The sequence below is a fragment of the Erythrobacter sp. KY5 genome, assembly GCF_003264115.1.
GTDB lineage: Bacteria > Pseudomonadota > Alphaproteobacteria > Sphingomonadales > Sphingomonadaceae > Erythrobacter.
Genome location: NZ_CP021912.1, coordinates 3157462 through 3177430, shown reverse-complemented (window position 1 = coordinate 3177430; position 19969 = coordinate 3157462). Strand labels below are relative to the sequence as shown.

Below are 19969 nucleotides of genomic sequence, written 5' to 3'. Positions count from 1 at the left end.
TTGTTTTCGCGCATCTGGCGCAAAGATCACGCAATCATGTAACCTTTTGTGCTATTGCAACGTATCTTTTCGCATGACCCAGAAACGAACTCGTCTGCTGCTCATTTACAATGCCGACAGCGGCATCATCAACGCGCTCAGAGATACGGTCTGGAAAATCGCTTCTCCTGACACCTATCCGTGCTCGCTTTGTGCCATAACCCATGGCGCGGTTTCGATGCACAGCGACTGGCGACGCTTTCTGGAGAGCTTGCCTGTCGAAGTCGTGTTCCATCATAAGGACGACTTCGAGAAAGTCTTCCCCGGGCACAGTATCGCGTTGCCAGCGATCGCAATCGATTCAGGCGATGAGTATCCAGAGGTCATCATTTCGAAAGACGAGCTCGACCGAATGCAAACCACTTCCAAGCTCATTGAGAGAGTGAGGCAAGCACTTGTGGCGGCCCATTTCCGCGCACCCGAACTGCGGATCGTCGCCTGATCGATTAGTCGACAAGCGCTTCGGCTTCGATCTCCACTTTCCATTCCTTACGGCACAGCCACGAAACCCCGGCCATCGTAGCAGCAGGCTTTGCACTGCCGAAATAACGCGCATGGACAGCGCCGACCGCATCCTGATCTTCGAAATCGGTGAGCAGCATGCGTGTGCGAACGACATCGTTTGCCGATCCTCCGAGTTCCTCGATGGCAGCAACAATCAGCTCGCAGCAACGTTCTGCCTGCTGCGCTGCCCCGCCAGTTGTGGTCGAACCGTCCTCTTCGATCGGCCCGGTGCCTGCGACAATGATCCGATTGCCTTGCCGCACAGCGCGGCAAAAGCCGAATTGCTCCTCATAGGGTGATCCCGAGGTTGCGCGCTGACGTTTGGACATGTTGCTAGCTCTATCCGCAAGTCACCGCGGTGATCTCCATGTTCGCGTCATAGCGAACGTTCACGCGATCATCGCGGTAATCCATGGTCCACGCGCTGTCGGGTGGCCCCCAGCGAAGCACGCGCGCCTTGCTGGCGGCCAGAATGGCAGCGCCGTTTTGCTGATTGGCGATCTGGCCTAGATAGTCTTGCACTGCGGAGGCATCGCAGTTTCCGGCAGGCGGACGCAGCGGTTCGGGCGATGGTGCGGGCGTCTGCTCCATCGCAGCCGCGCAACCGCCCAGCAGAAAGAGGCCGGCAAACGCTGCAACAGTTCTTTTCATCGCAACAACCCTTCATACTTCTCACTGTTGCGGCGGACACCGCTTGCTTGGATACTCGTCTACGACACGCGGTTGATCGCCATCAGAAGTGAGCAACCGCTCATCATTGCCTTCGCCCTCAATCATCAGCCGGGTGCGCTGTTGCCAGGTCTCGCCTTCGCCCTCCATGGCGAGATCGACAATGACAGCGTCTCCCTCTGCCTCGGTTGCGGTTACAATTCCGACGGATTCGTAGAACAGGATCTCGCTACCGCTGACCTCCATTCGCAAATCAGATGCCAGATCGCAGGTGCCGCCAACATAATCCCACGCACCATGAAAGCGCGTCGGGATGCGGTTGGCGAGAGCTTCTTCCGGCGGTGGACCCGCGCCATCGCCGATCCCGCCATCGGGTTCGACGGGTATGGGGCTCTCGGTAACGTCAGGTTCGCTGGGTGCCGGATCACTGCCGCACGCGGCAAGGGCAAAAGCGCCGATCAGGAGGATTGCTGTGCGCATCGTCAACTCATCGTCGGAATGACGAAAGCGTTCGATCCATCACCGCCGCCATCGGGCCAGCGCTGCGTGATCTTCTTCTTCTTGGTCCAAAATTGCAGACCCTCAGTACCGTACTGGTCGATGTCACCGAAGCCAGAGCGCTTCCAACCGCCGAACGTATGGTAGCTGACCGGCACCGGGATCGGCACATTCACGCCGACCATTCCCACATTGACGCGACTTGCGAATTCGCGGGCGGCGTGACCGTTGCGCGTGAAGATTGCGACACCGTTACCGTACTGGTGCTCACTTGGCAGGCGAACCGCCTCTTCAAAATCCTTGGCGCGGACAATCTGCAGGACGGGGCCGAAGATCTCTTCCTTGTAGGAAGACATGTTCGGGGTGACGTGGTCGATCAGGGTGGGGCCGACGAAAAAGCCCTTCTCATGCCCCTGGAGTGTGAAACCACGACCGTCGATCACGATTTCACTGCCCTCGCGCTCTGCAGTGGTGATCCACTGTTCGATCCGCTCCTTGTGCTGGGGCGTTACGACGGGGCCGTAATGCGCATCGGGATCATTCGAAACACCGACACGCAGGGCGTTGATCGCCGGTATAAGTTTCTCGCGCAGCCTATCGGCAGTTTCATCGCCGACCGGAACGACGACAGGCAGCGCCATGCAACGCTCTCCCGCAGAACCGAAAGCGGCGCCGGACAGGTCATTCACCACCTGATCAAGGTCGGCATCCGGCATCACGATGCCGTGGTTCTTGGCCCCACCGAAGGCCTGGACCCGCTTATGGAATTCTGCTCCACGACGATAAATATAGTGCGCAATATCGGATGACCCGACGAAGCTGATCGCCGGAATGTCGGGATGCTCGATCATCGCGTCGACCATCTCTTTGTCGCCGTGTACAACCTGAAGCAGACCTTCAGGAGCGCCTGCTTCGACAAACAGCTCTGCCAGGCGAACCGGTACGGACGGATCGCGCTCCGAGGGCTTCAGGATAAAGGCATTGCCAGCTGCGATGGCCATGCCGAACATCCACATCGGGATCATCGCAGGAAAATTGAACGGTGTGATGCCCGCACCAATGCCAAGAGGCTGGCGCATCGAATAGACATCAATGCCGGGCCCAGCGCCCTGCGTGTATTCCCCTTTGAGCACCTGCGGGATGCCGCAGGCGAACTCGATCACTTCGAGCCCGCGCTGCACATCGCCTTTCGCGTCATCGACGACCTTGCCATGCTCTGAGGACAGAAGCTCTGCCAATTCCTGCATGTTCGCCTCGATCAGTTCCTTGAAGCGGAACATGACGCGGGCGCGTTTTTGGGGATTGGTCGCTGCCCAAGCGGGCTGCACTTCCTTGGCCGTTGCAACCACGCGTTCGAGCAGGTCGCGGTCTCCCAGTACGACTTCGGCCTGAACTTCGCCGGTCGACGGGTTCCAGACATTTGCCTTGCGGGTAGGGGCTGGACGCTCGCCTACGATAAAATGGTCAACCTGACGCATGGTTACTTGAAACTCCTCTCCAGTTGCGCCTCACATGACGCGGCGTTTGACGCGTTGCAAGAGCATGGTCGCGAGTAAGCGAAATCGTGCGCGTAGGGCTTTCCTTGGGACGCATTCGTCGCGTGATTGCTGGCGCGGCCAAAACTTTCTATCGCGTGGCATAACACATCAGGAGACCGGCATTGAGCACTGACCTTTCCACACGACTTGAAGCGGCGCCTGTGGTGCCTCTCATTGCCGAGGGTGACCCTGCCAAAGCAGTCGCAATCACGCGCGCCGTTGCTTCAGGTGGCCTGACCGTGATCGAGGTGGTGATGCGCAGTGCGAATGCACAGGCAGGGATGGAAGCCATTATCGCCGAGACAGACGATCTTTTCGTCGGCGCAGGCACAGTGCTCACGCTTGATCAGACGAAGTCGGTTCTGGCGAGCGGTGCGCAATTCATCGTCTGCCCGGGTCTTGTCGATGAGATCGCGGAATACTGCCTTGCTGAAGGGGTCCCGATTTTCCCGGGCACGATGACCGCAGGCGAAGTCCAGCGCGCTTACGCGATGGGGCTGCGAGAGGTAAAGTTCTTCCCGGCCAGCCTTGCAGGCGGCGTACCTATGCTCAAGGCGTTCTCATCGGTCTTCCGCGAGATGCGGTTCATGCCAACTGGCGGCATCTCGCCCAGCAACCTTGCCGAGTTTCTGAAAGTTCCCAGCGTGATCGCCTGCGGCGGAAGCTGGTTGACGCCCAAGAATGCGGTCGCTGAGGGCCGCTTCAGTGAGGTAACCGCTCTGGCCGCTGAGGCACTGGCGATCGCGAAGGGCGCGCGCTGATTTCGCTCTGATGCGAAGCTGAGGCGCGGACATGAATCCGCGCCGATCAGATTACGGTCGGCTTCACCAGCATCCAGATCGCCATTGCGATCATGAAGAGGTTCTCGGTGAGTGAGACAAACCCAAGCGGCACGTTGCTGTCGCCGCCCAAACACGCGCATTTGAGCTCGCACTTGTCGAGATAGACAGCCTTGAGAACGCTGGCCGCGCCGATCGTGCCAATGAACAGGGCCACGGGGATGGAAACCACATTCAGCACATGCGCTGTCATCAAAACGCCCGCCAACCCTTCCGCAAACGGGTAAATATAGCCGTATGGGACCCAGCGCTTTGCCAGCAGGTCGTAATTCAAGAACATGGTCGAGAAGCTTTCGACATCGCGCAGCTTGAGATAGGCAAGTGCGCACATCGAGAAGCTGACGAACCACTCGGCGGACAGGACCGAGACGGGTTCTCCGGTGGCAACCCAGGCTGCACCCAGCGCCATGAGCGCCATCATCCCGAAGAGCACGGCTATGGGCTGGTAGGACTTGCCCTCGCTTTTGACCGGCGAGCCGAAATGAGCGGCGAGGTCGGTGTAGCCACCGATCCGATCATCGCCGATCCATGTCTGGGGCGTGGTCTTCACGTCGTGCTTGTCTTTGAAAGCGTCGGTTTCTTCTCGGGTGGTGAGGTGATGGTCGTCCACCTGAAAACCGCTGCGCTCCAGCAGCCACTTCGACTTGATGCCATACGGGCACACATGGTCTTCCATGACCATGCGATAGAGCTTGGCTGTTTTGGGCTGTTTCATGTCTGGGCTAACCGCTATCTGCGCGTGCGTTCAAGAAGCTCGACGAGTTCTTCGAATTTCTGGCGCTGTTCTTTTTCGTCACCGCTTGTGATTGCTTCTGCGACACAACACGCCGCGTGGTCCTTCAGAACCAGGCTTTCGACCTTCGCCAAGGCTGACTTGATCGCGCTAATCTGGTGCAGGATGTCCATGCAGTAGCGGTCGTCCTCAATCATCTGGGCGACACCACGTACCTGTCCCGCGATGCGGTTCAGTCGCTTAATCTTGTCCGTTCCGCTCATACGGGAAATTCCTGTTTGCATACCATAGGGGGGTATAGTATCGCGCCCCGGACCTTGCAACAACTTCGAAGCGAAAATGACACTGATTTCCTCTCGCCGTGCGTTCATTTCTAGCTCAGCCGCACTCGCTGCCGCGGCGAGCCTGCCCATGCCGGCCTGGGCTCGGGGCGGTTCGCTGGCCCATGCCCGAAACGGCTTTGGGGAGTTGTCAGGCGAAGACATCGAGCTTTCTATCGGCGATGCTCACTTCATGACAGGCGGTCGCTCTGGCCACGCCTTTGCCGTTAACGGCACGGTGCCGGGGCCGCTGATCCGTTTGCGCGAAGGACAAAACGTGCGCCTGCACGTGACCAACAATCTTGCCGAGGATTCCTCGATCCATTGGCACGGTCTGCTCTTGCTCTTTCAATTCGATGGCGTTCCCGGTGTCAGCTTTCCCGGCATCAAGCCGGGTGAAACCTTCACCTATGAGTTTCCGATCAGGCAGAACGGCACATATTGGTGGCACTCGCATTCCGGCCTTCAGGAGCAGGCTGGGCACTATGGTCCAATAGTCATCGAAAGCGCAGAGCCCGACCCGCGCTACGATCGCGATTATGTGGTGCTCTTGTCAGAGTTCACGCCGATCCACCCGCATGAAATCATGCGCAAGCTCAAGGTCGGCGAGCATTACTTCAATCGCCAGATGCAAACGGCGAGTGAAGGAGACATGTCAGGCGAGATGCGCCGCATGTGGGGCCAGATGCGCATGAACCCGCGCGACATTTCTGACGTGACCGGCTCGACCTATACCTATCTCATCAACGGGCACGGCCCCGCCGATAATCTTCAAATTGAGTTCCGTCCCGGCGAGCGGGTCCGGCTGCGCGTCATCAATGGAAGCGCGATGTCGTTCTTCAACGTCCGCATTCCGGGCGTGCCGATGACGATCATTCAGGCAGACGGCAAAGACGTCGACGAGGTCGAGGTGGACGAATTCCAGATCGGCGTTGCAGAAACGTACGACGTAATCGTCGCGCCAGCCGATGGTAGCCACGCCATTGTCGCTGAGGCGATGGATCGCAGCGGCATGGGAGTGGCCAGTCTCACCAGCCTCAAGGGGCATATCGCCACGCCGCCAGCGCTGCGCGAGACACCGACGCTGAGCATGACCGACATGGGCATGATGGACCACGCTGCGATGGGTCACGACATGGGCGATATGGGCGGCATGGGCGGCCCAATGTCATCTGGCGACCATAATATGCGCGATACATCGAAGCTGCCCGAGGATGTGAAGGTCGGCCCCGGCCTCGACATGGTTGCGCCGATGCCGATGGACCGGATGGATTTTCCCGGCCTCGGCCTCGACAAAGTGCCGCACCGCGTGCTGCGCTACACCGATCTCAAGGCCAAGCGCATGAACCCGCACCGTGAGATAGACCGCGAGATGGAGATCCATCTCACCGGCAACATGGAGCGTTACATGTGGAGCTTCGATGGCAAGAAGTTCACGTCGGTCACCGACGACCCGATCCGCTTCGGCTATGACGAGCGTGTTCGGGTGAAGCTTGTCAACCAGACCATGATGGCTCACCCGATCCACTTGCATGGCCACTTCTTCGAGATGGTGAATGGTGCGGATCACATGCATCAGCCATTGAAGCACACGATGGTGGTGCAGCCCGGGGGTACGGCGACCTTCGATCTTACTGCGAACGAACCCGGCGACTGGGCATTTCACTGCCACCTGCTCTATCACATGCATGCCGGCATGATGCAGGTCGTCACAGTGCGCCCGTTTCCCGAAGGCACGCCCTCCTGATGCGCTCAATTCTGTTTGCAGGCGCGGCGCTTCTCGCCGCCCCGGTCGCAGCCCAGGACCATTCGGAGCACGCTGCGCATGGCGCTCATGCCGCGCATGGCGAACCCCAGGCTCAAGCGCCTGCCGAGAGCAAGCCCGAAGTCGATCATTGCGCGATGGGACACCTGCCGCCAGACCAATGCTCGCCAAAGGAGGGCCGCGACGACCACGGCCAGATGGATCATTCCTCTCATGGCCAGAGCGATGCTGATGCGCCTGAGCACGCGGATCATCCGCAGATGGACCACTCACAGATGGACCACAGTGCGCATACTTCTGCGGTCGACAAATCGGTTCCGGGTGCTGCGCCCGAGAACGCCATCCCGGAGCGTGCATTTGATGGGCCGCGCCATGCGGCCGATGCGATCTGGGGGCCGAATGCGATGGAGCCAAGCCGCAAGAACCTGGCCCGCGAGAATGGCGGTCTGCGTACTGGCAGCGTTCTGATCGAACGGCTGGAAGCACGCATCGCTCCCGACGGCGGCGAAGACGGATATGTCTGGGATGCACAAGCCTTCTATGGCGGCGACATCAATCGCTTCGTGCTCAAGACCGAGGGCGAAGGCGAGTTCGGCGAGCGATTGGAAGAGGCAGAGATACAGGCGCTCTTCAGCCGCGCAATCGGACCGTTCTTTGATCTGCAAGCCGGTGTGCGGTTCGATCCTGAACCGGACACTCGCGGGCATCTGGTCGTCGGCGTGCAGGGCCTTGCTCCCTACATGTTCCACGTAGATGGAGCATTGTTCCTCTCAGATCGCGGCGATCTGACCGCGCGGATCGAAGGTGAATACGATCAACTCATCACCCAGCGGCTTATACTTCAGCCAAGGGTCGAGGTAGAGCTCGCTGCACAGGACATCCCCGAACGCGGCATCGGTGCTGGCATCACCAAGGTCGAGCCGGGGGTGCGGCTACGCTACGAGATCGAGCGCGAGTTCGCCCCTTACATCGGTATCGAATATGAGGCAGCGATTGGTGAGACGGCCGACATTGCCCGAGCCGCTGGAGAAGATCCCGACGGCTTCAAGCTCTTGGTCGGCATAAGGGCATGGTTCTAGGCCTTCGTACCGGTGGACCACGTGCTGGGTAGGCATCAGCCTCGCACCGTGGTCTAACCTGTGTTGACCCAAGGCACGCTCTCGTGGCAATCGGGTGGCTCATCATGAACTTCGATGCAAGCTGACTGTTTTGCCGGTTCCGGTTTATGGTCACTTGCCTGATGTTCGACGATGCCTTGCGGGTGTAGCTCAATGGTAGAGCAGCAGCTTCCCAAGCTGACGACGAGGGTTCGATTCCCTTCACCCGCTCCAAACCCAGCTTTCAAGCTCCCTATTTCGGCGGCATCCGGATCGCTCCGTCCAGCCTAAACTGGTGGCCGTTGATGTAGGAGTTGCGCGCGATCTCGCAGATTAGCGAGGCGAATTCCTCCGGCTTGCCGAGCCGTTTGGGGAAGGGCACGCTGGCATTTAGCTGGTCCCACATCTGCGGATTGCGATCCTTCATGCCCAGCATCAGCGGCGTCGCGAAGATGCCCGGCATGACCGAGTTCACCCTTATGCCGAGGTCCATAAGGTCGCGCGCCATCGGCAGCACAAGCCCGTTCACTCCGGATTTGCATGACCCGTATATGACCTGTCCGATCTGGCCGTCCTGTGCCGCAACGCTTGCGGTCAGGGTGATCGACCCGCGCTCGCCATCGTCGTTCAGAGGCTCCGAATTCGCCATGCCGAGAGCCGAGATGCTCGCGATGCGGTAGCTGGCGACGAGGATGCCCTCGGCACCAAAAGCGTAGTCTTCGGTTGGAAGGCGCTTGTACCGACCGTTCTCCTTGTCCCAGCCGATCGTCTTGCCGCGCTTCGATGCCATGGCGCAGTGAACCGTCACGCGCTCCTGACCGTTGGCTGAGCGTGCGGCGGCAAAGCCAGCCTCGACGCTTTCTTCGTCCATGATGTCGACGTGGTGGAAGGTCCCGCCGATTGCGGCGGCGTGCTCCTCTCCCGCCTCGTCGTTGATGTCGAAGATCGCGACCTTGAGCCCGGCCTCGGCAAGCGCCGCGGCGCTCGCCCGGCCAAGTCCCGATGCACCGCCGGTTACGACGGCGGCCATTCCAGTTTCCAGTTTCATCGCGTGCCGCTCCTCATGTCAGTCTACCCTCCTGCCTACCCGCCATCACGGGCATTGGCCAGCGGCATGATACTGTGCAACATGGACCGCATGTTACACGGTCCTGGAGGTAAAATTCCCGCGTCCCTCAGCTGCGGCACATGATCGTCACAAATGGCGCAGAACCGGGGCATAGAAGCCGACTTACCGCATCGCGCCGCAGTAGGAAAACGGCGTGTGACAGCGCTCACCTGGTTGCGCTGCACAACGCGGTCCGGCAACCCGCTGGCGCGCCCCGGCAAGCATGCTAGAGCACGAAAATGGACGCCTTCCTCCTTGCCATGATCCTTACCTTTGTCATCGCCTTTGGCGGGCGAGAGCAGAGCATCGTCGCGCTGTTTTCATCGCAGCTTGATCGCAATGTTCCGCTGCTCCTGATTGCCGGAGCCTGCGCCGTCGTGAGCGCCGTGGTCATGGCCTATGCCGGGTCGAGCATCGCCGCGATCCTTCCCCGCCGCGCAGCTGAGATGCTGGTCGCGTTTGCGCTGGCGATTGCTGCATTTGAACTTGCATGGCCTGTCAAATTAAAGCGCATGAAGGAGCCGACGCGCTCCTATGTCGCGATTGGAGCCGTGCTCATCTTTCGGCAGATCGGCGATGCGGCGCGATTTGTCGTGTTCGCGCTTGCCGCATGGGCGATCTATCCGACGACGGCATTGCTTGGCGGGGCCATGGGAGGGGTGGCTGCAGTTGGACTTGGCTGGGCGTTGGGCCTCGACAAGCTCGAACGGTTCCCGCTGCGCGCCATGCGGCTCGCTTTGTCGGTCTGTTTGTTTCTCGCGGCTCTTATGATCGGATTAAATGCGCGTTACGTATTTCTTTGATCGACTGATGCGATCAGTCTTTGCGGCTATTCCTCGAAACGATTCCCAAGCTGGTGCGTTAGAGTGATGTAACAATCGGAAAGCAATGCTTTGCGAACTATTCGCATTATTAATTTGGAGAACCCCCGATGGCAGACGCAAACGACAATTCGAAAAACGCCCTGATCACTGAACTGAACGGTCTTCTGGCCGATCACTTCGCACTTTATACCAAGTCCAAGAATTTCCACTGGCACATCAAGGGTCCGCGTTTCCGCGACCTTCACCTGCTGTTCGACGAACAGGCCATTGAAATTCGCGACCAGATCGACGGAATTGGTGAGCGCGTGCGCAAGATCGGCGGCGAAACGCTGACCTCGATCGGCTCGATCACCAAGCATACCAACATCAAGGACCAGGATTCGGCAGGCCTCGATCCCGACGCGATGGTTCGCGAACTGCGCGACGACAACAAGAAGATGGTCGACCGCCTCAAGGGCATGAAGCCGCTCGCAGAAGACGCCGGCGACAATGCCACCGATGGCCTTATCGACGACTGGACCGACATGGCCGAAGAGCGCGTGTGGTTCCTCAGCTCGATCCTCGGTGAAGAACCGACCGCCGCCTGAATTTCGACCGCATAGGCAATCAAGGGTCGTTTCCGCTTTGCGGGAGCGGCCCTTTTGCTATGCGGGTGCGATGAGCACTATCGACATTGTCAACGACGCCGATATCGACACGATCGCTGGCTGGCTGAACGATCGGATGAAGGCAGCCGAAGCCGCTGGCGACGGCGCGTATTTCATCACGATGCCGGGCGGATCGACGCCGTTTCCGATCCTCGAAACAATGATCGCGCGCGAACCGGGGCCTCAATGGGAGCGTGCGTGCTTCATTCCCAATGATGATCGTATCGTGCCGGAAGATCACGAGGCGTCGAATACAGGGAAAATGCGCGAACTGCTTGGCACGACCGGCGCGAAGATCACGGCGCTTGGCGAATTGAGCGAGCCACCGCATTTCGCGCTGACCTGGCTCGGGATGGGAGCGGACGGGCACATCGCCTCGCTGTTTCCCAACACCGATCCGCAGGTCGACGACGCCGAGGCGATCCGCCGTATCACACCCGATCCCTTGCCCGAAAACGCACCGTTCGACCGCATCACGCTGACCTTGCCCGCTCTTCTCGACACGCAGCAAGTGGTGCTTACGCTTGGCGGCTCCGCTGAAAAGCTTGGCGTGTTCAAGGCCGCGATGGCTGGCGAGCACGATCTGCCGATTGCGCGCCTGCTCGGCGCAGCGAAGGCACGCGGCATTCGTGTGACATGCTTCACCTGATCGTCAGTCTTGCAGAGCGATTGCTGCCCAGGCCGCTGCATCGCCGCCTGCTGCCGATTGCTCATTCGGTTCGCCACAGATGGCGCAAGTTTTCAGGCGCGCCGATTGCCGGGACAAGCGTGATCGTGACCAATCTTGCCGGCGATATCCTGCTGCTCAAGCATTCCTATGGTCCTGACGTCTGGGCGCTTCCCGGTGGAGGGATCAAGCGCGGCGAAGACCCGAAGGAAGGCGCGCGCCGCGAAGTGATGGAAGAAGTCGGCATTGCGCTTGCCGAAATCGAGACGCTGGGTGCTTTGACCGAGAGCATCTCAGGCTCTCCTCACACCGCGTACCTGTTTCACGCGATCTGCGATACGCGGCCCAAGCCCGATGGCAGGGAGGTCGTTGATGCGCGCTTCTTCCCGTCACACTCGCTGCCCGAGCCTTTGGGACGGGTCACCCGCAGACGGATCGAGCAATGGAAAACCGGCGCGCGGCAGTGATCGCTAAAGCAGGCTGAGCTGCGCATCGTCACGCGGCTGCTTGCTTTTCTCCTGCGCGCCTTCAAGATTGCTCAGCGTCAGTCCCATCAACCGGATCGGCATTGGCAGCGGCAGAGTTTCTTCGAGCAATTCGCGCGCGAGCCGGGCAAACTCCTGCTTGTCGCCGATCCAGTGGGGCACGGATTTGGCGCGCGACATGATCTGAAAATCGGTGAATTTAAGCTTCAGAGTGATCGTGCGTCCGCGCGTCGGTTTGCCATCCTTCGCTGAATTCTCGATCCGGCCCCAGACGATTTCGATGATGTTCTCCAGCGTGTCGCGCAGGGCCGATCCGCTGGAGATGTCGTCGCTGAAAGTGCGTTCGCCGCCGACCGACTTGCGGTTGCGGTGCGCTCTTACCGGACGCAGGTCGATGCCTCGGGCGGCGCGGTAGAGATAATCGGCGAACGAGCCGAAATTGGCACGCAGGAAGTCGATATCCTTGGCCGCAAGATCAGCGCCCGTTTCGATGCCGAGGCGCTTCATCTTCTCCTCCGCCTTGGGGCCGACGCCGTGGAACCGGCGGATCGGCAGGCCAGCCACGAAGTCGGCGCCTTGGCCCGGCCGGATGACGCACAGGCCATCGGGCTTGTTCTGGTCGCTTGCCAGCTTTGCGAGGAACTTGTTGTAACTGACCCCGGCGCTTGCAGTGAGCTGCGTCTTGGCCCGAATTTCCTGCCTGATGAGCTCGGCAATGCGCGTCGCGCTACCGATCCCGAGCCGGTCCTGGGTCACATCGAGATAGGCCTCATCGAGGCTGAGCGGTTCCACATGCGGGGTGTGGTGCTCGAAAATGCGGCGGATCTGGCGGCTCGCTTCCTTGTAAGCATCGAAGCGGTGGCGCACGAAAACGAGATCGGGGCACAGCCGCTTGGCGGTCACCGATGGCATTGCGCTGCGCACGCCGAATTTGCGCGCCTCATAGCTCGCAGCTGCCACCACGCCGCGTCCGCCTGACCCGCCGACAGCGACCGGTTTTCCGCGCAATTTCGGATCGTCGCGCTGTTCCACGCTCGCGAAGAAGGCATCCATGTCGACATGGATGATCTTGCGCAAACCCGCGCTTTCGGAGGCTTCGGCCCCGTCTTCGGCCTCGTCTTTGGCCGCGTCATTGGCATGGTCGGGAGCAGGCTCGGACATCGTTCACGAAATAGGCGCTTCGTGCCTGCGAAGAAAGCGTGGCTGGAACTTTCGGCGAACGCAGCGATTTTGTGCATATGCGAAAAGAACAGTGGTCATCGGGTGAGCCGCAAGGCAAGGGAGCGGCAATGGCAACCGCTGCCCCGCTCTCTGCGCCCACCAAACGTCTCGGCGAAACCGAGATGATCTGGATGATGGCCCTGCTGATGGCGCTTCAGGCCTTCGGGATCGACGCGATCCTGCCTGCGCTTGATGAGCTTGCCGTGTCCTTGTCCGTTGAGGGCAATGACCGTCAGTTCGTGGTGGGAGTTTACCTGCTGGCCGCGGGCATCGGCGCGCTCATCCCGGGAGCGCTGGCGGACCGCTTCGGTCGACGCCCGATCCTGCTGGGGTCCATTGCGGTCTATATCCTTCTTTCCATCGCAAGCGCGCTTGTCACAACTTACGAGGCCTTGATCGCCGTTCGCGCGGCGCAGGGCTTTTTCGGAGCGGGCATTGTCGCTTTGCCGCCGGCGATCATTCGCGACAGGGTGGGCGGTGACAAGATGGCCCGCATGATGAGCCTCATCTTCGTGATCTTCCTGATGGTCCCCGCCATCGCCCCCAGCATTGGCGAGGTCATCCTGCTCGTCGGCGACTGGCGGATGATCTTCGGCGCGATGGCGTTGCAGGGTCTCATCATCGGCGCATGGGTCTATTTCCGCCTGCCTGAGAGCCTCACCGAAGAGAACCGCCAGGAAATCCGCCCGCGAGTGATCGGCGGCAATATGCTGCGCGCTGTCAGCATGCCCAGCATCATCGGCTACGTGATCGGCTCCTCGCTCGTTTTCGGAGCGCTGTTCGGTTTCATCAATTCCTCGCAGCAGCTCATTTCAGAGAGCTTCGGCGCTCCCGATCTGTTTCCGATCATCTTCGGCATCTGCGCAGGCTCCATGGCGTTTGCGAGCTGGTCGAACTCGCGCATCGTCGAAAGGTTTGGCGCGCGCAGGGTGAGCCACACCGCGCTCATCACCTTCATTTTCGTCGCCAGCCTGCAGGTCTATTTCGCGTTCCAGCCGGACGAGACCTTGTGGCAGTTCGTGCCGCTAATGGCTGTGAACATGATGCTTCTCGGCTTTATCGGCAGCAATTTCGGCTCGATCGCGATGAACCCGTTCTTCGATATCGCAGGCGCTGCGAGCTCGGTCCACGGCTTCATCCGGTTGACGGTCGCGGCCTTGCTGGGCGCAGCGGTTGGTTATGCCTATGACGGCACACCGCAGCCGCTTGCGCTCTCGCTGCTTGCAGCAGGGCTCGCCTGCCTTGCGCTCGTCCTGTTCAGCGAAAAGGGCAAGCTGTTCGGTCCGCCGGAGCCTGAGATGGGGTTGGGCGCAAAGGATGCCCCGAACAGAGCCTAGGCCTCGGCCTCAAGCTTGCGCCAGGCGAGCTGTGCGAATTCGCACAGCAATGGCCGCGTATCGCGCGGGTCGATAATGTCCTCGACGTTGAACCTTTCGGCACTGCGAAAGGGCGAGGTGACCTTCGCCAGTCTTTCGCGGATCGCGGAAAGCTCGGCTTCGGGGTCTTGCGACGCTTCGAGTTCGGACTTGTAAGCGACCTCGATCCCGCCTGCGATAGGCAGGCTTCCCCAATCGCCGCTCGGCCAGCAGAAGCGATACTGGTAACGCTCCGCATTGCTCATCGCGCTGCCCGCAATGCCATAGGCGCGGCGCAGCACGATGCTGGCGAGCGGGACTGAGGCCTTGTAGATCGCATTCATCGCCTGCACGCCGTAGCGGATCGTCCCCGCCATTTCCGCCTCGCGCCCGATCATGAAGCCGGGATTGTCGACGAGATGAACGATAGGCAAGCGGAACTGGTCGGCGAGACGCACGAAACGTTCGACCTTTTCGCTGGTCTTCGCTTCCCACGATCCGCCGAGATAGGACGGATCGCTCGCCACCACAGCAACGGGCCAGCCATCGAGACGGGCGAGCGCCGTGATCGCAGCGCGGCCCCAGTTTTTGCCGATTTCGAAAACGGTGCCCTGGTCGAGGACCATCTCCATGCAGCGGCGCATCGAATAGACCTGTTTGGGATCGCGCGGCACGAGGCTGAGCAGCGCCTCATCCTTGCGGTCCACCGGGTCCGTGCAGGTTGAGCGCCGCGCAAGCTGGCCGACATGTTCGGGCATGAAGGAGAGGAAGTAACGCGCGCGGGCAAAGGCTTCGGCTTCGCTCGCAACCTCGTCATCGACCACGCCGTTGCGCGTGTGGATGTCGACCCCGCCAAGCTCTTCCTTTGCCTGGCTGTGATCCTCTGCGCTCTTATACGCCTCGCCCAGTCCATCGACAACGGCAGGTCCGGCGGCGAAAAGCTGTGAGAGGCCGCGCACCATGATCGAGTAATGGCTTGCGACCGTGCGCGCCGCGCCAAGCCCTGCGGTCGGGCCAAGCGCGAGTGCGACCACCGGGACCGTATCGAGGTTCTCGACCACCGCATCCCATCCCGGCACTGCGGGGATGTAGGTTGCGCCGATCTGTTCGAGCGTCTTGACGCTGCCGCCGCCACCTGTCCCGTCGATCATGCGGATGATAGGCAGCTTGAGTTCGTGCGCCATCGTCTCTGCCTGCACCATCTTGCGCGCGATGCCCGCGTCCGCCGCACCGCCGCGAATGGTGAAGTCGTCTGCGGTGGCGACCACAGGGCGACCATTGATCGTGGCCTTGCCGAACAGGAAAGGGGCAGGGGTGACGCCGGTCAGGTCGCCGTTTTCGTCGTAATGGCCTTTACCTGCGATCTTGCCGATTTCACGGAAGGAGCCGGGATCGCAGATCGCAGCGAGCCGCGCGCGGGCATCCATCTTGCCGCGCCCATGCTGGCGGGCGACCTTGTCTGCGCCGCCCATCTGATCGGCGAAGGCTTCGCGCTGGCGGAGTTCTTCGAGTTCTTTTTCCCAGCTCATCCCTATCTCGTCATTGCGAGCGTTGCGAAGCAATCCATGGACGGCTGATCGCGGCCACCACGACGGCAATTGTGTGAGGCAAGAATTGGTCCATGGATTGCCGCGTCGCCTCCGGCTCTTCGCAATGACAAGGAAACCCGGATCACTCCGACGGCTCCACCACGCACAGCACCGCCTCGACCTGCACTTGCCCGCCTTCGCTGGCGGAAAGCTCGGTCACGGTCCCGTCGAACGGCGCGGTGAGCGCGTGCTCCATCTTCATCGCCTCGAGCACCATCAGCCGCTGCCCTGCGGTTACGGTATCGCCCTCGGCCACATCGACCGCGATGACCTTGCCTGGCATGGGCGCGATGATCGCGCCATCGGCGGCTGAGGCGTGGCCGGTGCCTTCTGCTCGATAGGCGGGTAAAACGAAGGCTGCACCATCTTCGAAATAGGCGTGATGCTGCGATGCCCACCAAGTCGCCTCGCCATCAAAGAACTCATAGCCTGAGGGCAAATCCAGCGGTGCGTGTATCCGTGATCCAGAAAGCGAAAGCGCCACCTCTTTTTGCGGAGCGCTATTGAGGCGAAAGCCCAACAATCCCTTGGCACGCTCAGTCTCGCCAAACGGGACATGCTCGAAAAATGCGTCCATGGCGGCAGCTGCCAAAAGCGACTTTGATGGCTTGGGTTCGGCCTGAAGCTCGTTATGTCGCGCTTCAATTGTGCCGGTTGTCATCGTGGCTTGCTGATATTCTTCCATCCCGGTCAAGCGGCTGAGGAACCAAGCATTGTGCTTGACGGGCAGGGCTGCAACACCACGACAAGCCTCGTCCATAGCGGAAATGGCCTCATCGCGCGTTTCCTCATGGACGACAATCTTGGCAATCATTGGATCGTAGAAGGGAGAAACCTCGCTGCCTTCTTCCACCCCAGTTTCGATCCTCGCACCGCGAGGCAAGCGCAAGACGTCGAGCCGCCCCGTACTCGGCAAAAACCCTTTTGCCGGGTCCTCCGCATACAGCCGCGCTTCAATCGCCCAGCCGTTGATCGAGAGGTCTTCCTGCTTCAGCGGGATCGGCTCCCCGCTCGCCACTCGCAGTTGCCATTCCACCAGATCAACGCCGGTGATCTCCTCGGTCACCGGGTGTTCGACCTGCAGGCGGGTGTTCATCTCCATAAAGAAGATGCGATCCGCGCGCAGGCCTTCGCTGGCATCGGCGATGAATTCGATCGTGCCTGCACCCTCGTAATCGACCGCCTTGGCGGCGCGCACGGCGGCGGCGCAGATTTCTTCGCGGGTGGCCTCGTCCATGCCGGGGGCGGGGGCTTCCTCGATCACCTTCTGGTGGCGGCGCTGGAGCGAGCAGTCGCGTTCGAACAGGTGGACGACATTGCCGTGGCTGTCGCCGAACACCTGCACCTCGATATGGCGGGGGGAGGTGATCCACTTTTCGAGCAGCACTTCGTCGTTGGAGAAACTGGCCTTGGCTTCGCGCCGGCAGCTTTCGAGCGAGGCTTCGAAGTCGCCGGGCGCATCGACCTTGCGCATCCCCTTGCCACCGCCGCCTGCGACCGCCTTGATCAGCACGGGGTAGCCGATGGCGTTCGCTTCTGATTTTAGCCGTTCGACCGATTGGTCCTCGCCGAGATAGCCCGGCGTTACCGGCACGCCCGCAGCGATCATGCGCTCTTTTGCAGCGTCCTTGAGACCCATCGCCTCGATGCTTTCAGGCTTGGGCCCGACCCAGATCAGCCCTGCATCGATCACGGCCTGCGCGAAACCGGCGTTTTCCGACAGAAAGCCGTAGCCAGGATGGATCGCCTCGGCGCCCGTTTCTTTGGCCGCCGCTATGATCTTCTCACCTACCAGATAGCTCTCGGCAGCGGGAGAGGGGCCGATATGAACCGCTTCGTCTGCCATGCGCACATGCAGCGCCTTGGCATCGGCGTCCGAATAGACCGCAACCGTTGCCACGCCCATTTCGCGGGCCGTGCGCATGATGCGGCAGGCGATCTCGCCGCGATTGGCGATGAGGAGCTTGGAGATCATTGCGGCGCCTCCACATCGCAATCGTCTTCGATATGGCTGTAGGCGATCCCTGCGATCTTCCAGTCCCCATCAACGCGCACGAGGTTGAAGGCGTTTGTCCCGCAATGCGACCGCTCGCCGTCGATTAGAAATTCATATTCGGCCATCACGGTGGCCACTGAGCCCATTTCGAGCCATCGCAGACCGTAAATGGGTTCCTCGAGATCATTCGGCGAAGACCCGATGTTTTCGATGAGCGTCGCAAGCGGAACCGCGCGGACACGGTCCGACCCCTCGCGCTCTTCGATGACCGTGACACTCACGCCCTCAACGACCATCGCGCGCATTGCGTCTGCATCCTGCGCGTCGAACGCGGTCATGAATGCGGTGACGGCGGCCTCGGGGCTGGCAGCTTCATTATGGGCTTCGGCCAGGGCCGGGGTGGCGACGAGCGCGAGCGCGCTGGCAGCGATTGTGTGAAATCCTCTCATGCCTCGCAGCGCTACGCCGCAAGCGCGCTCGCTTCAAGCGGGATCGGGACGATAATCCGCGATACCCCAGTCGATTGGCTCATCGGGTTCGTGCGGGCGGTTGATGACTGCCGATACGAAACCGCGCACACCGTACCATGCCTTTTCCCAGCGTGGCACATAGACGCGGTGGTTCCATGCCTCGATCCCGCGCTTTCTGACCTTGCGCCCGATCGCCCCATAGATGCGCGCGGCGGAGAGAACGGCCCAGCGGCTGCGGAGGGGCAGGCGTGCTGCGCCAACGCGCGCGGCGGCTTCGTGCTTTTCAACAAGGTCGACAAGGCGCGCTGCCATTTCGGCGAGTTCTTCGCGGTGGTGCGGCTTGGTGTGCTGGCCCGGTTCGATGTCCTGTTCGACCAACCACATCTCAGGGAGGTAACAGCGCCCCGCCGCATCGTCCTCGACAATGTCGCGGGCGATGTTGGAAAGCTGAAAGGCGAGCCCCAGGTCGTTCGCCCGGTCGAGCGTGTCGGTGTCCTTGGGGTCGACGCCCATCACCACCGCCATCATCACACCGACCGCGCCCGCGACATGATAGCAATAGCGCATCATGTCGGCCTCAGTCCGCGGCCGCCAGTCTTCGGCATCGAGCTGAAAACCCGCGATCACATCTTCGGCCATCTGTTCGGTTATGCCAACCTCGGCTGCGACCAGACCGAATGCGTCAAAAGCCGGGTCAGCGGTGGGCAGACCATCGAGAGCGCGGCGGGTCAGCAGGCGGATCGACTTGAGCCTGTCCTCGGCATTCGACTGGTCGCCAAGTTCCCCGCCCATATGCTGATTGTCGGCAATGTCATCGCACCGGCGGCACCAGGCATAGAGCAGCCATGCGCGTTCACGCGTGGTCTTGTCGAACAGGCGCGCGGCGGCATGGAAGCTGTGCGAACCTTCGCGGATCGCGATGCGGGATTTTTCGACCAAAGCCTCGCGTTTGCGCCCGCCGCCGGGGACGCGGGGCGTGTCCCGCCGGTCCTTCAGGAAAAGCGGGCGCTGCCTCGTGCTCACAAATCCTCGGCCTTCATTCTGAATATCGGGGTGTGCGGTTTGTAGGCCGCCATCTTTTCGAGCAGGTCGGGGAGCCGCTCTGCATGGATCAGAATGTTCTGGTGAGCAGGTCGGACGAAGCCGACTTCGGCCATGCGGGCGTTGAACTTGATAAGGTCGTCATAGAACCCGAACGCGTTGAGCAGTCCCACAGGGTCCGAGTGATAGCCAAGCTGCGCCCAGCTCATCGCCTCCCATAATTCGTCCATGGTGCCGACCCCGCCGGGGATGGTCACGAAGCCGTCGGACAGGTCGGTGAACTTCTGCTTGCGCTCGTGCATACCGCGCACGGTGTGAAGCTCGGTGCAGTCGTTATTGGCGACCTCGGAGCCCGCAAGCGCCTCCGGGATGACCCCGATGACCTCGCCGCCCTCCTGCAAGGCCCCCTTGGCCACCGCGCCCATCAGCCCTAGACGACCACCGCCATAGACAACACCAATCCCACGCTGAGCGAGCGCTGCGCCGACATCTTCGGCGAGTTCGATATAGCGCGGATCGGCAGGGGTGGCGGAGCCGCAATAAACGGCAAGTCGTTTCATGGAG

At 60.9% G+C, this 19969-nt stretch carries 22 protein-coding genes and 1 tRNA gene; 10 read left to right on the top strand and 13 right to left on the bottom strand.

Annotation, left to right across the window (positions count from 1 at the left end):
- Positions 1-73: 73 nt before the first annotated feature.
- Positions 74-481, top strand: coding sequence for a hypothetical protein (locus CD351_RS15015; protein ID WP_111993383.1), 408 nt, complete (start codon positions 74-76; stop codon positions 479-481).
- Positions 482-485: 4 nt separating this feature from the next.
- Here the strand turns inward: CD351_RS15015 and CD351_RS15010 are convergent, their stop codons facing one another.
- From CD351_RS15010 to CD351_RS14995, 4 genes are read right to left on the bottom strand one after another with little or no spacing between them, the layout of a single operon-like run.
- Positions 486-872, bottom strand: a complete 387-nt coding sequence (locus CD351_RS15010; protein WP_111993382.1) for a RidA family protein — start codon at positions 870-872, stop codon at positions 486-488.
- A gap of 10 nt (positions 873-882) precedes the next feature.
- Positions 883-1194: an I78 family peptidase inhibitor gene (locus CD351_RS15005; protein WP_111993381.1), complete on the bottom strand. Its 312-nt coding sequence runs from the start codon at positions 1192-1194 to the stop codon at positions 883-885.
- 21 nt (positions 1195-1215) lie between these two features.
- Complete coding sequence (locus CD351_RS15000) at positions 1216-1692, bottom strand: hypothetical protein (protein WP_111993380.1); 477 nt, start codon at positions 1690-1692, stop codon at positions 1216-1218.
- Positions 1693-1694: 2 nt separating this feature from the next.
- A complete protein-coding gene (locus CD351_RS14995; RefSeq protein WP_111993379.1) occupies positions 1695-3188 on the bottom strand; it encodes a CoA-acylating methylmalonate-semialdehyde dehydrogenase in 1494 nt (497 codons plus the stop codon).
- Positions 3189-3370: 182 nt separating this feature from the next.
- Here CD351_RS14995 and CD351_RS14990 point away from each other — a divergent pair, with 182 nt between their 5' ends.
- Positions 3371-4009, top strand: coding sequence for a bifunctional 4-hydroxy-2-oxoglutarate aldolase/2-dehydro-3-deoxy-phosphogluconate aldolase (locus CD351_RS14990; protein WP_111993378.1), 639 nt, complete (start codon positions 3371-3373; stop codon positions 4007-4009).
- A 46-nt stretch (positions 4010-4055) separates the two neighbouring features.
- On the opposite strand, the gene CD351_RS14985 is transcribed toward CD351_RS14990, so the two are convergent.
- Together CD351_RS14985 and CD351_RS14980 are read right to left on the bottom strand one after the other, a co-directional pair.
- Positions 4056-4802 (bottom strand): glutaredoxin family protein, encoded by a 747-nt coding sequence (locus CD351_RS14985; RefSeq protein ID WP_111993377.1) that lies wholly within the window; start codon positions 4800-4802, stop codon positions 4056-4058.
- Positions 4803-4816: 14 nt separating this feature from the next.
- On the bottom strand, positions 4817-5104 hold the full coding sequence (locus tag CD351_RS14980) for a metal-sensitive transcriptional regulator (RefSeq protein WP_111993376.1): 288 nt from the start codon (positions 5102-5104) through the stop codon (positions 4817-4819).
- Between the two features lie 55 nt (positions 5105-5159).
- On the opposite strand from CD351_RS14980, the gene CD351_RS14975 reads away from it, so the two are divergent.
- From CD351_RS14975 to CD351_RS14965, 3 genes are all read left to right on the top strand, one after another.
- The gene (locus CD351_RS14975) at positions 5160-6887 is read left to right on the top strand and encodes a copper resistance system multicopper oxidase (RefSeq protein WP_111993375.1); all 1728 of its coding nucleotides are present in this window, start codon (positions 5160-5162) and stop codon (positions 6885-6887) included.
- The gene (locus tag CD351_RS14970; RefSeq protein WP_111993374.1) at positions 6887-7984 is read left to right on the top strand and encodes a copper resistance protein B; all 1098 of its coding nucleotides are present in this window, start codon (positions 6887-6889) and stop codon (positions 7982-7984) included. Before CD351_RS14975 ends, CD351_RS14970 begins: the two co-directional genes overlap by 1 nt.
- A gap of 178 nt (positions 7985-8162) precedes the next feature.
- A tRNA-Gly gene (locus CD351_RS14965) sits at positions 8163-8236 on the top strand.
- A gap of 19 nt (positions 8237-8255) precedes the next feature.
- On the opposite strand, the gene CD351_RS14960 is transcribed toward CD351_RS14965, so the two are convergent.
- Positions 8256-9050, bottom strand: a complete 795-nt coding sequence (locus tag CD351_RS14960; RefSeq protein WP_111993373.1) for an SDR family oxidoreductase — start codon at positions 9048-9050, stop codon at positions 8256-8258.
- A 299-nt stretch (positions 9051-9349) separates the two neighbouring features.
- On the opposite strand from CD351_RS14960, the gene CD351_RS14955 reads away from it, so the two are divergent.
- The 4 genes from CD351_RS14955 (at position 9350) to CD351_RS14940 (ending at position 11715) form a co-directional block, all read left to right on the top strand.
- Positions 9350-9913, top strand: coding sequence for a hypothetical protein (locus tag CD351_RS14955; protein ID WP_111993372.1), 564 nt, complete (start codon positions 9350-9352; stop codon positions 9911-9913).
- 128 nt (positions 9914-10041) lie between these two features.
- Positions 10042-10521, top strand: coding sequence for a Dps family protein (locus CD351_RS14950; protein ID WP_111993371.1), 480 nt, complete (start codon positions 10042-10044; stop codon positions 10519-10521).
- A gap of 70 nt (positions 10522-10591) precedes the next feature.
- Complete coding sequence (locus CD351_RS14945) at positions 10592-11230, top strand: 6-phosphogluconolactonase (RefSeq protein WP_111993370.1); 639 nt, start codon at positions 10592-10594, stop codon at positions 11228-11230.
- Complete coding sequence (locus tag CD351_RS14940; protein ID WP_111993369.1) at positions 11218-11715, top strand: NUDIX domain-containing protein; 498 nt, start codon at positions 11218-11220, stop codon at positions 11713-11715. The genes CD351_RS14945 and CD351_RS14940 overlap by 13 nt, the downstream gene beginning before the upstream one ends.
- Before the next feature lie 3 nt (positions 11716-11718).
- Here the strand turns inward: CD351_RS14940 and dinB are convergent, their stop codons facing one another.
- On the bottom strand, positions 11719-12894 hold the full coding sequence (gene dinB, locus CD351_RS14935; protein WP_111993368.1) for a DNA polymerase IV: 1176 nt from the start codon (positions 12892-12894) through the stop codon (positions 11719-11721).
- Between the two features lie 128 nt (positions 12895-13022).
- Here dinB and CD351_RS14930 point away from each other — a divergent pair, with 128 nt between their 5' ends.
- Entirely contained in the window at positions 13023-14291 is a 1269-nt protein-coding gene (locus CD351_RS14930; RefSeq protein WP_111993791.1) for a multidrug effflux MFS transporter, read from the top strand.
- Here CD351_RS14930 and CD351_RS14925 read toward each other — a convergent pair.
- The 5 genes from CD351_RS14925 to CD351_RS14905 all read right to left on the bottom strand — a co-directional run bounded on the left by CD351_RS14925 (position 14288) and on the right by CD351_RS14905 (position 19965).
- A complete protein-coding gene (locus tag CD351_RS14925; protein WP_111993790.1) occupies positions 14288-15838 on the bottom strand; it encodes an acyl-CoA carboxylase subunit beta in 1551 nt (516 codons plus the stop codon). The two genes, CD351_RS14930 and CD351_RS14925, sit on opposite strands and share 4 nt — an antisense overlap.
- Positions 15839-15980: 142 nt before the next feature.
- Positions 15981-17873, bottom strand: a complete 1893-nt coding sequence (locus tag CD351_RS14920; RefSeq protein ID WP_111993367.1) for an acetyl/propionyl/methylcrotonyl-CoA carboxylase subunit alpha — start codon at positions 17871-17873, stop codon at positions 15981-15983.
- A complete protein-coding gene (locus CD351_RS14915) occupies positions 17870-18343 on the bottom strand; it encodes a hypothetical protein (protein ID WP_111993366.1) in 474 nt (157 codons plus the stop codon). Before CD351_RS14915 ends, CD351_RS14920 begins: the two co-directional genes overlap by 4 nt.
- Positions 18344-18376: 33 nt before the next feature.
- A complete protein-coding gene (locus CD351_RS14910) occupies positions 18377-19387 on the bottom strand; it encodes a phytoene/squalene synthase family protein (protein ID WP_111993365.1) in 1011 nt (336 codons plus the stop codon).
- Complete coding sequence (locus CD351_RS14905; RefSeq protein ID WP_111993789.1) at positions 19384-19965, bottom strand: TIGR00730 family Rossman fold protein; 582 nt, start codon at positions 19963-19965, stop codon at positions 19384-19386. Before CD351_RS14905 ends, CD351_RS14910 begins: the two co-directional genes overlap by 4 nt.
- Positions 19966-19969 lie beyond the last annotated feature (4 nt).

Coding starts and splice junctions, on each gene's coding strand:
- CD351_RS14980 (WP_111993376.1), bottom strand. CDS start 5,104: ATGCAAACAGGAATTTCCCGTATGAGCGGAACGGACAAGATTAAGCGA.
- dinB (WP_111993368.1), bottom strand. CDS start 12,894: ATGTCCGAGCCTGCTCCCGACCATGCCAATGACGCGGCCAAAGACGAG.
- CD351_RS14925 (WP_111993790.1), bottom strand. CDS start 15,838: ATGAGCTGGGAAAAAGAACTCGAAGAACTCCGCCAGCGCGAAGCCTTC.
- CD351_RS14960 (WP_111993373.1), bottom strand. CDS start 9,050: ATGAAACTGGAAACTGGAATGGCCGCCGTCGTAACCGGCGGTGCATCG.
- CD351_RS15005 (WP_111993381.1), bottom strand. CDS start 1,194: ATGAAAAGAACTGTTGCAGCGTTTGCCGGCCTCTTTCTGCTGGGCGGT.
- CD351_RS14915 (WP_111993366.1), bottom strand. CDS start 18,343: ATGAGAGGATTTCACACAATCGCTGCCAGCGCGCTCGCGCTCGTCGCC.
- CD351_RS14920 (WP_111993367.1), bottom strand. CDS start 17,873: ATGATCTCCAAGCTCCTCATCGCCAATCGCGGCGAGATCGCCTGCCGC.
- CD351_RS14940 (WP_111993369.1), top strand. CDS start 11,218: ATGCTTCACCTGATCGTCAGTCTTGCAGAGCGATTGCTGCCCAGGCCG.
- CD351_RS15010 (WP_111993382.1), bottom strand. CDS start 872: ATGTCCAAACGTCAGCGCGCAACCTCGGGATCACCCTATGAGGAGCAA.
- CD351_RS14975 (WP_111993375.1), top strand. CDS start 5,160: ATGACACTGATTTCCTCTCGCCGTGCGTTCATTTCTAGCTCAGCCGCA.
- CD351_RS14985 (WP_111993377.1), bottom strand. CDS start 4,802: ATGAAACAGCCCAAAACAGCCAAGCTCTATCGCATGGTCATGGAAGAC.
- CD351_RS14995 (WP_111993379.1), bottom strand. CDS start 3,188: ATGCGTCAGGTTGACCATTTTATCGTAGGCGAGCGTCCAGCCCCTACC.
- CD351_RS14970 (WP_111993374.1), top strand. CDS start 6,887: ATGCGCTCAATTCTGTTTGCAGGCGCGGCGCTTCTCGCCGCCCCGGTC.
- CD351_RS15015 (WP_111993383.1), top strand. CDS start 74: ATGACCCAGAAACGAACTCGTCTGCTGCTCATTTACAATGCCGACAGC.
- CD351_RS14955 (WP_111993372.1), top strand. CDS start 9,350: ATGGACGCCTTCCTCCTTGCCATGATCCTTACCTTTGTCATCGCCTTT.
- CD351_RS14905 (WP_111993789.1), bottom strand. CDS start 19,965: ATGAAACGACTTGCCGTTTATTGCGGCTCCGCCACCCCTGCCGATCCG.
- CD351_RS14945 (WP_111993370.1), top strand. CDS start 10,592: ATGAGCACTATCGACATTGTCAACGACGCCGATATCGACACGATCGCT.
- CD351_RS14930 (WP_111993791.1), top strand. CDS start 13,023: ATGGCAACCGCTGCCCCGCTCTCTGCGCCCACCAAACGTCTCGGCGAA.
- CD351_RS14950 (WP_111993371.1), top strand. CDS start 10,042: ATGGCAGACGCAAACGACAATTCGAAAAACGCCCTGATCACTGAACTG.
- CD351_RS15000 (WP_111993380.1), bottom strand. CDS start 1,692: ATGCGCACAGCAATCCTCCTGATCGGCGCTTTTGCCCTTGCCGCGTGC.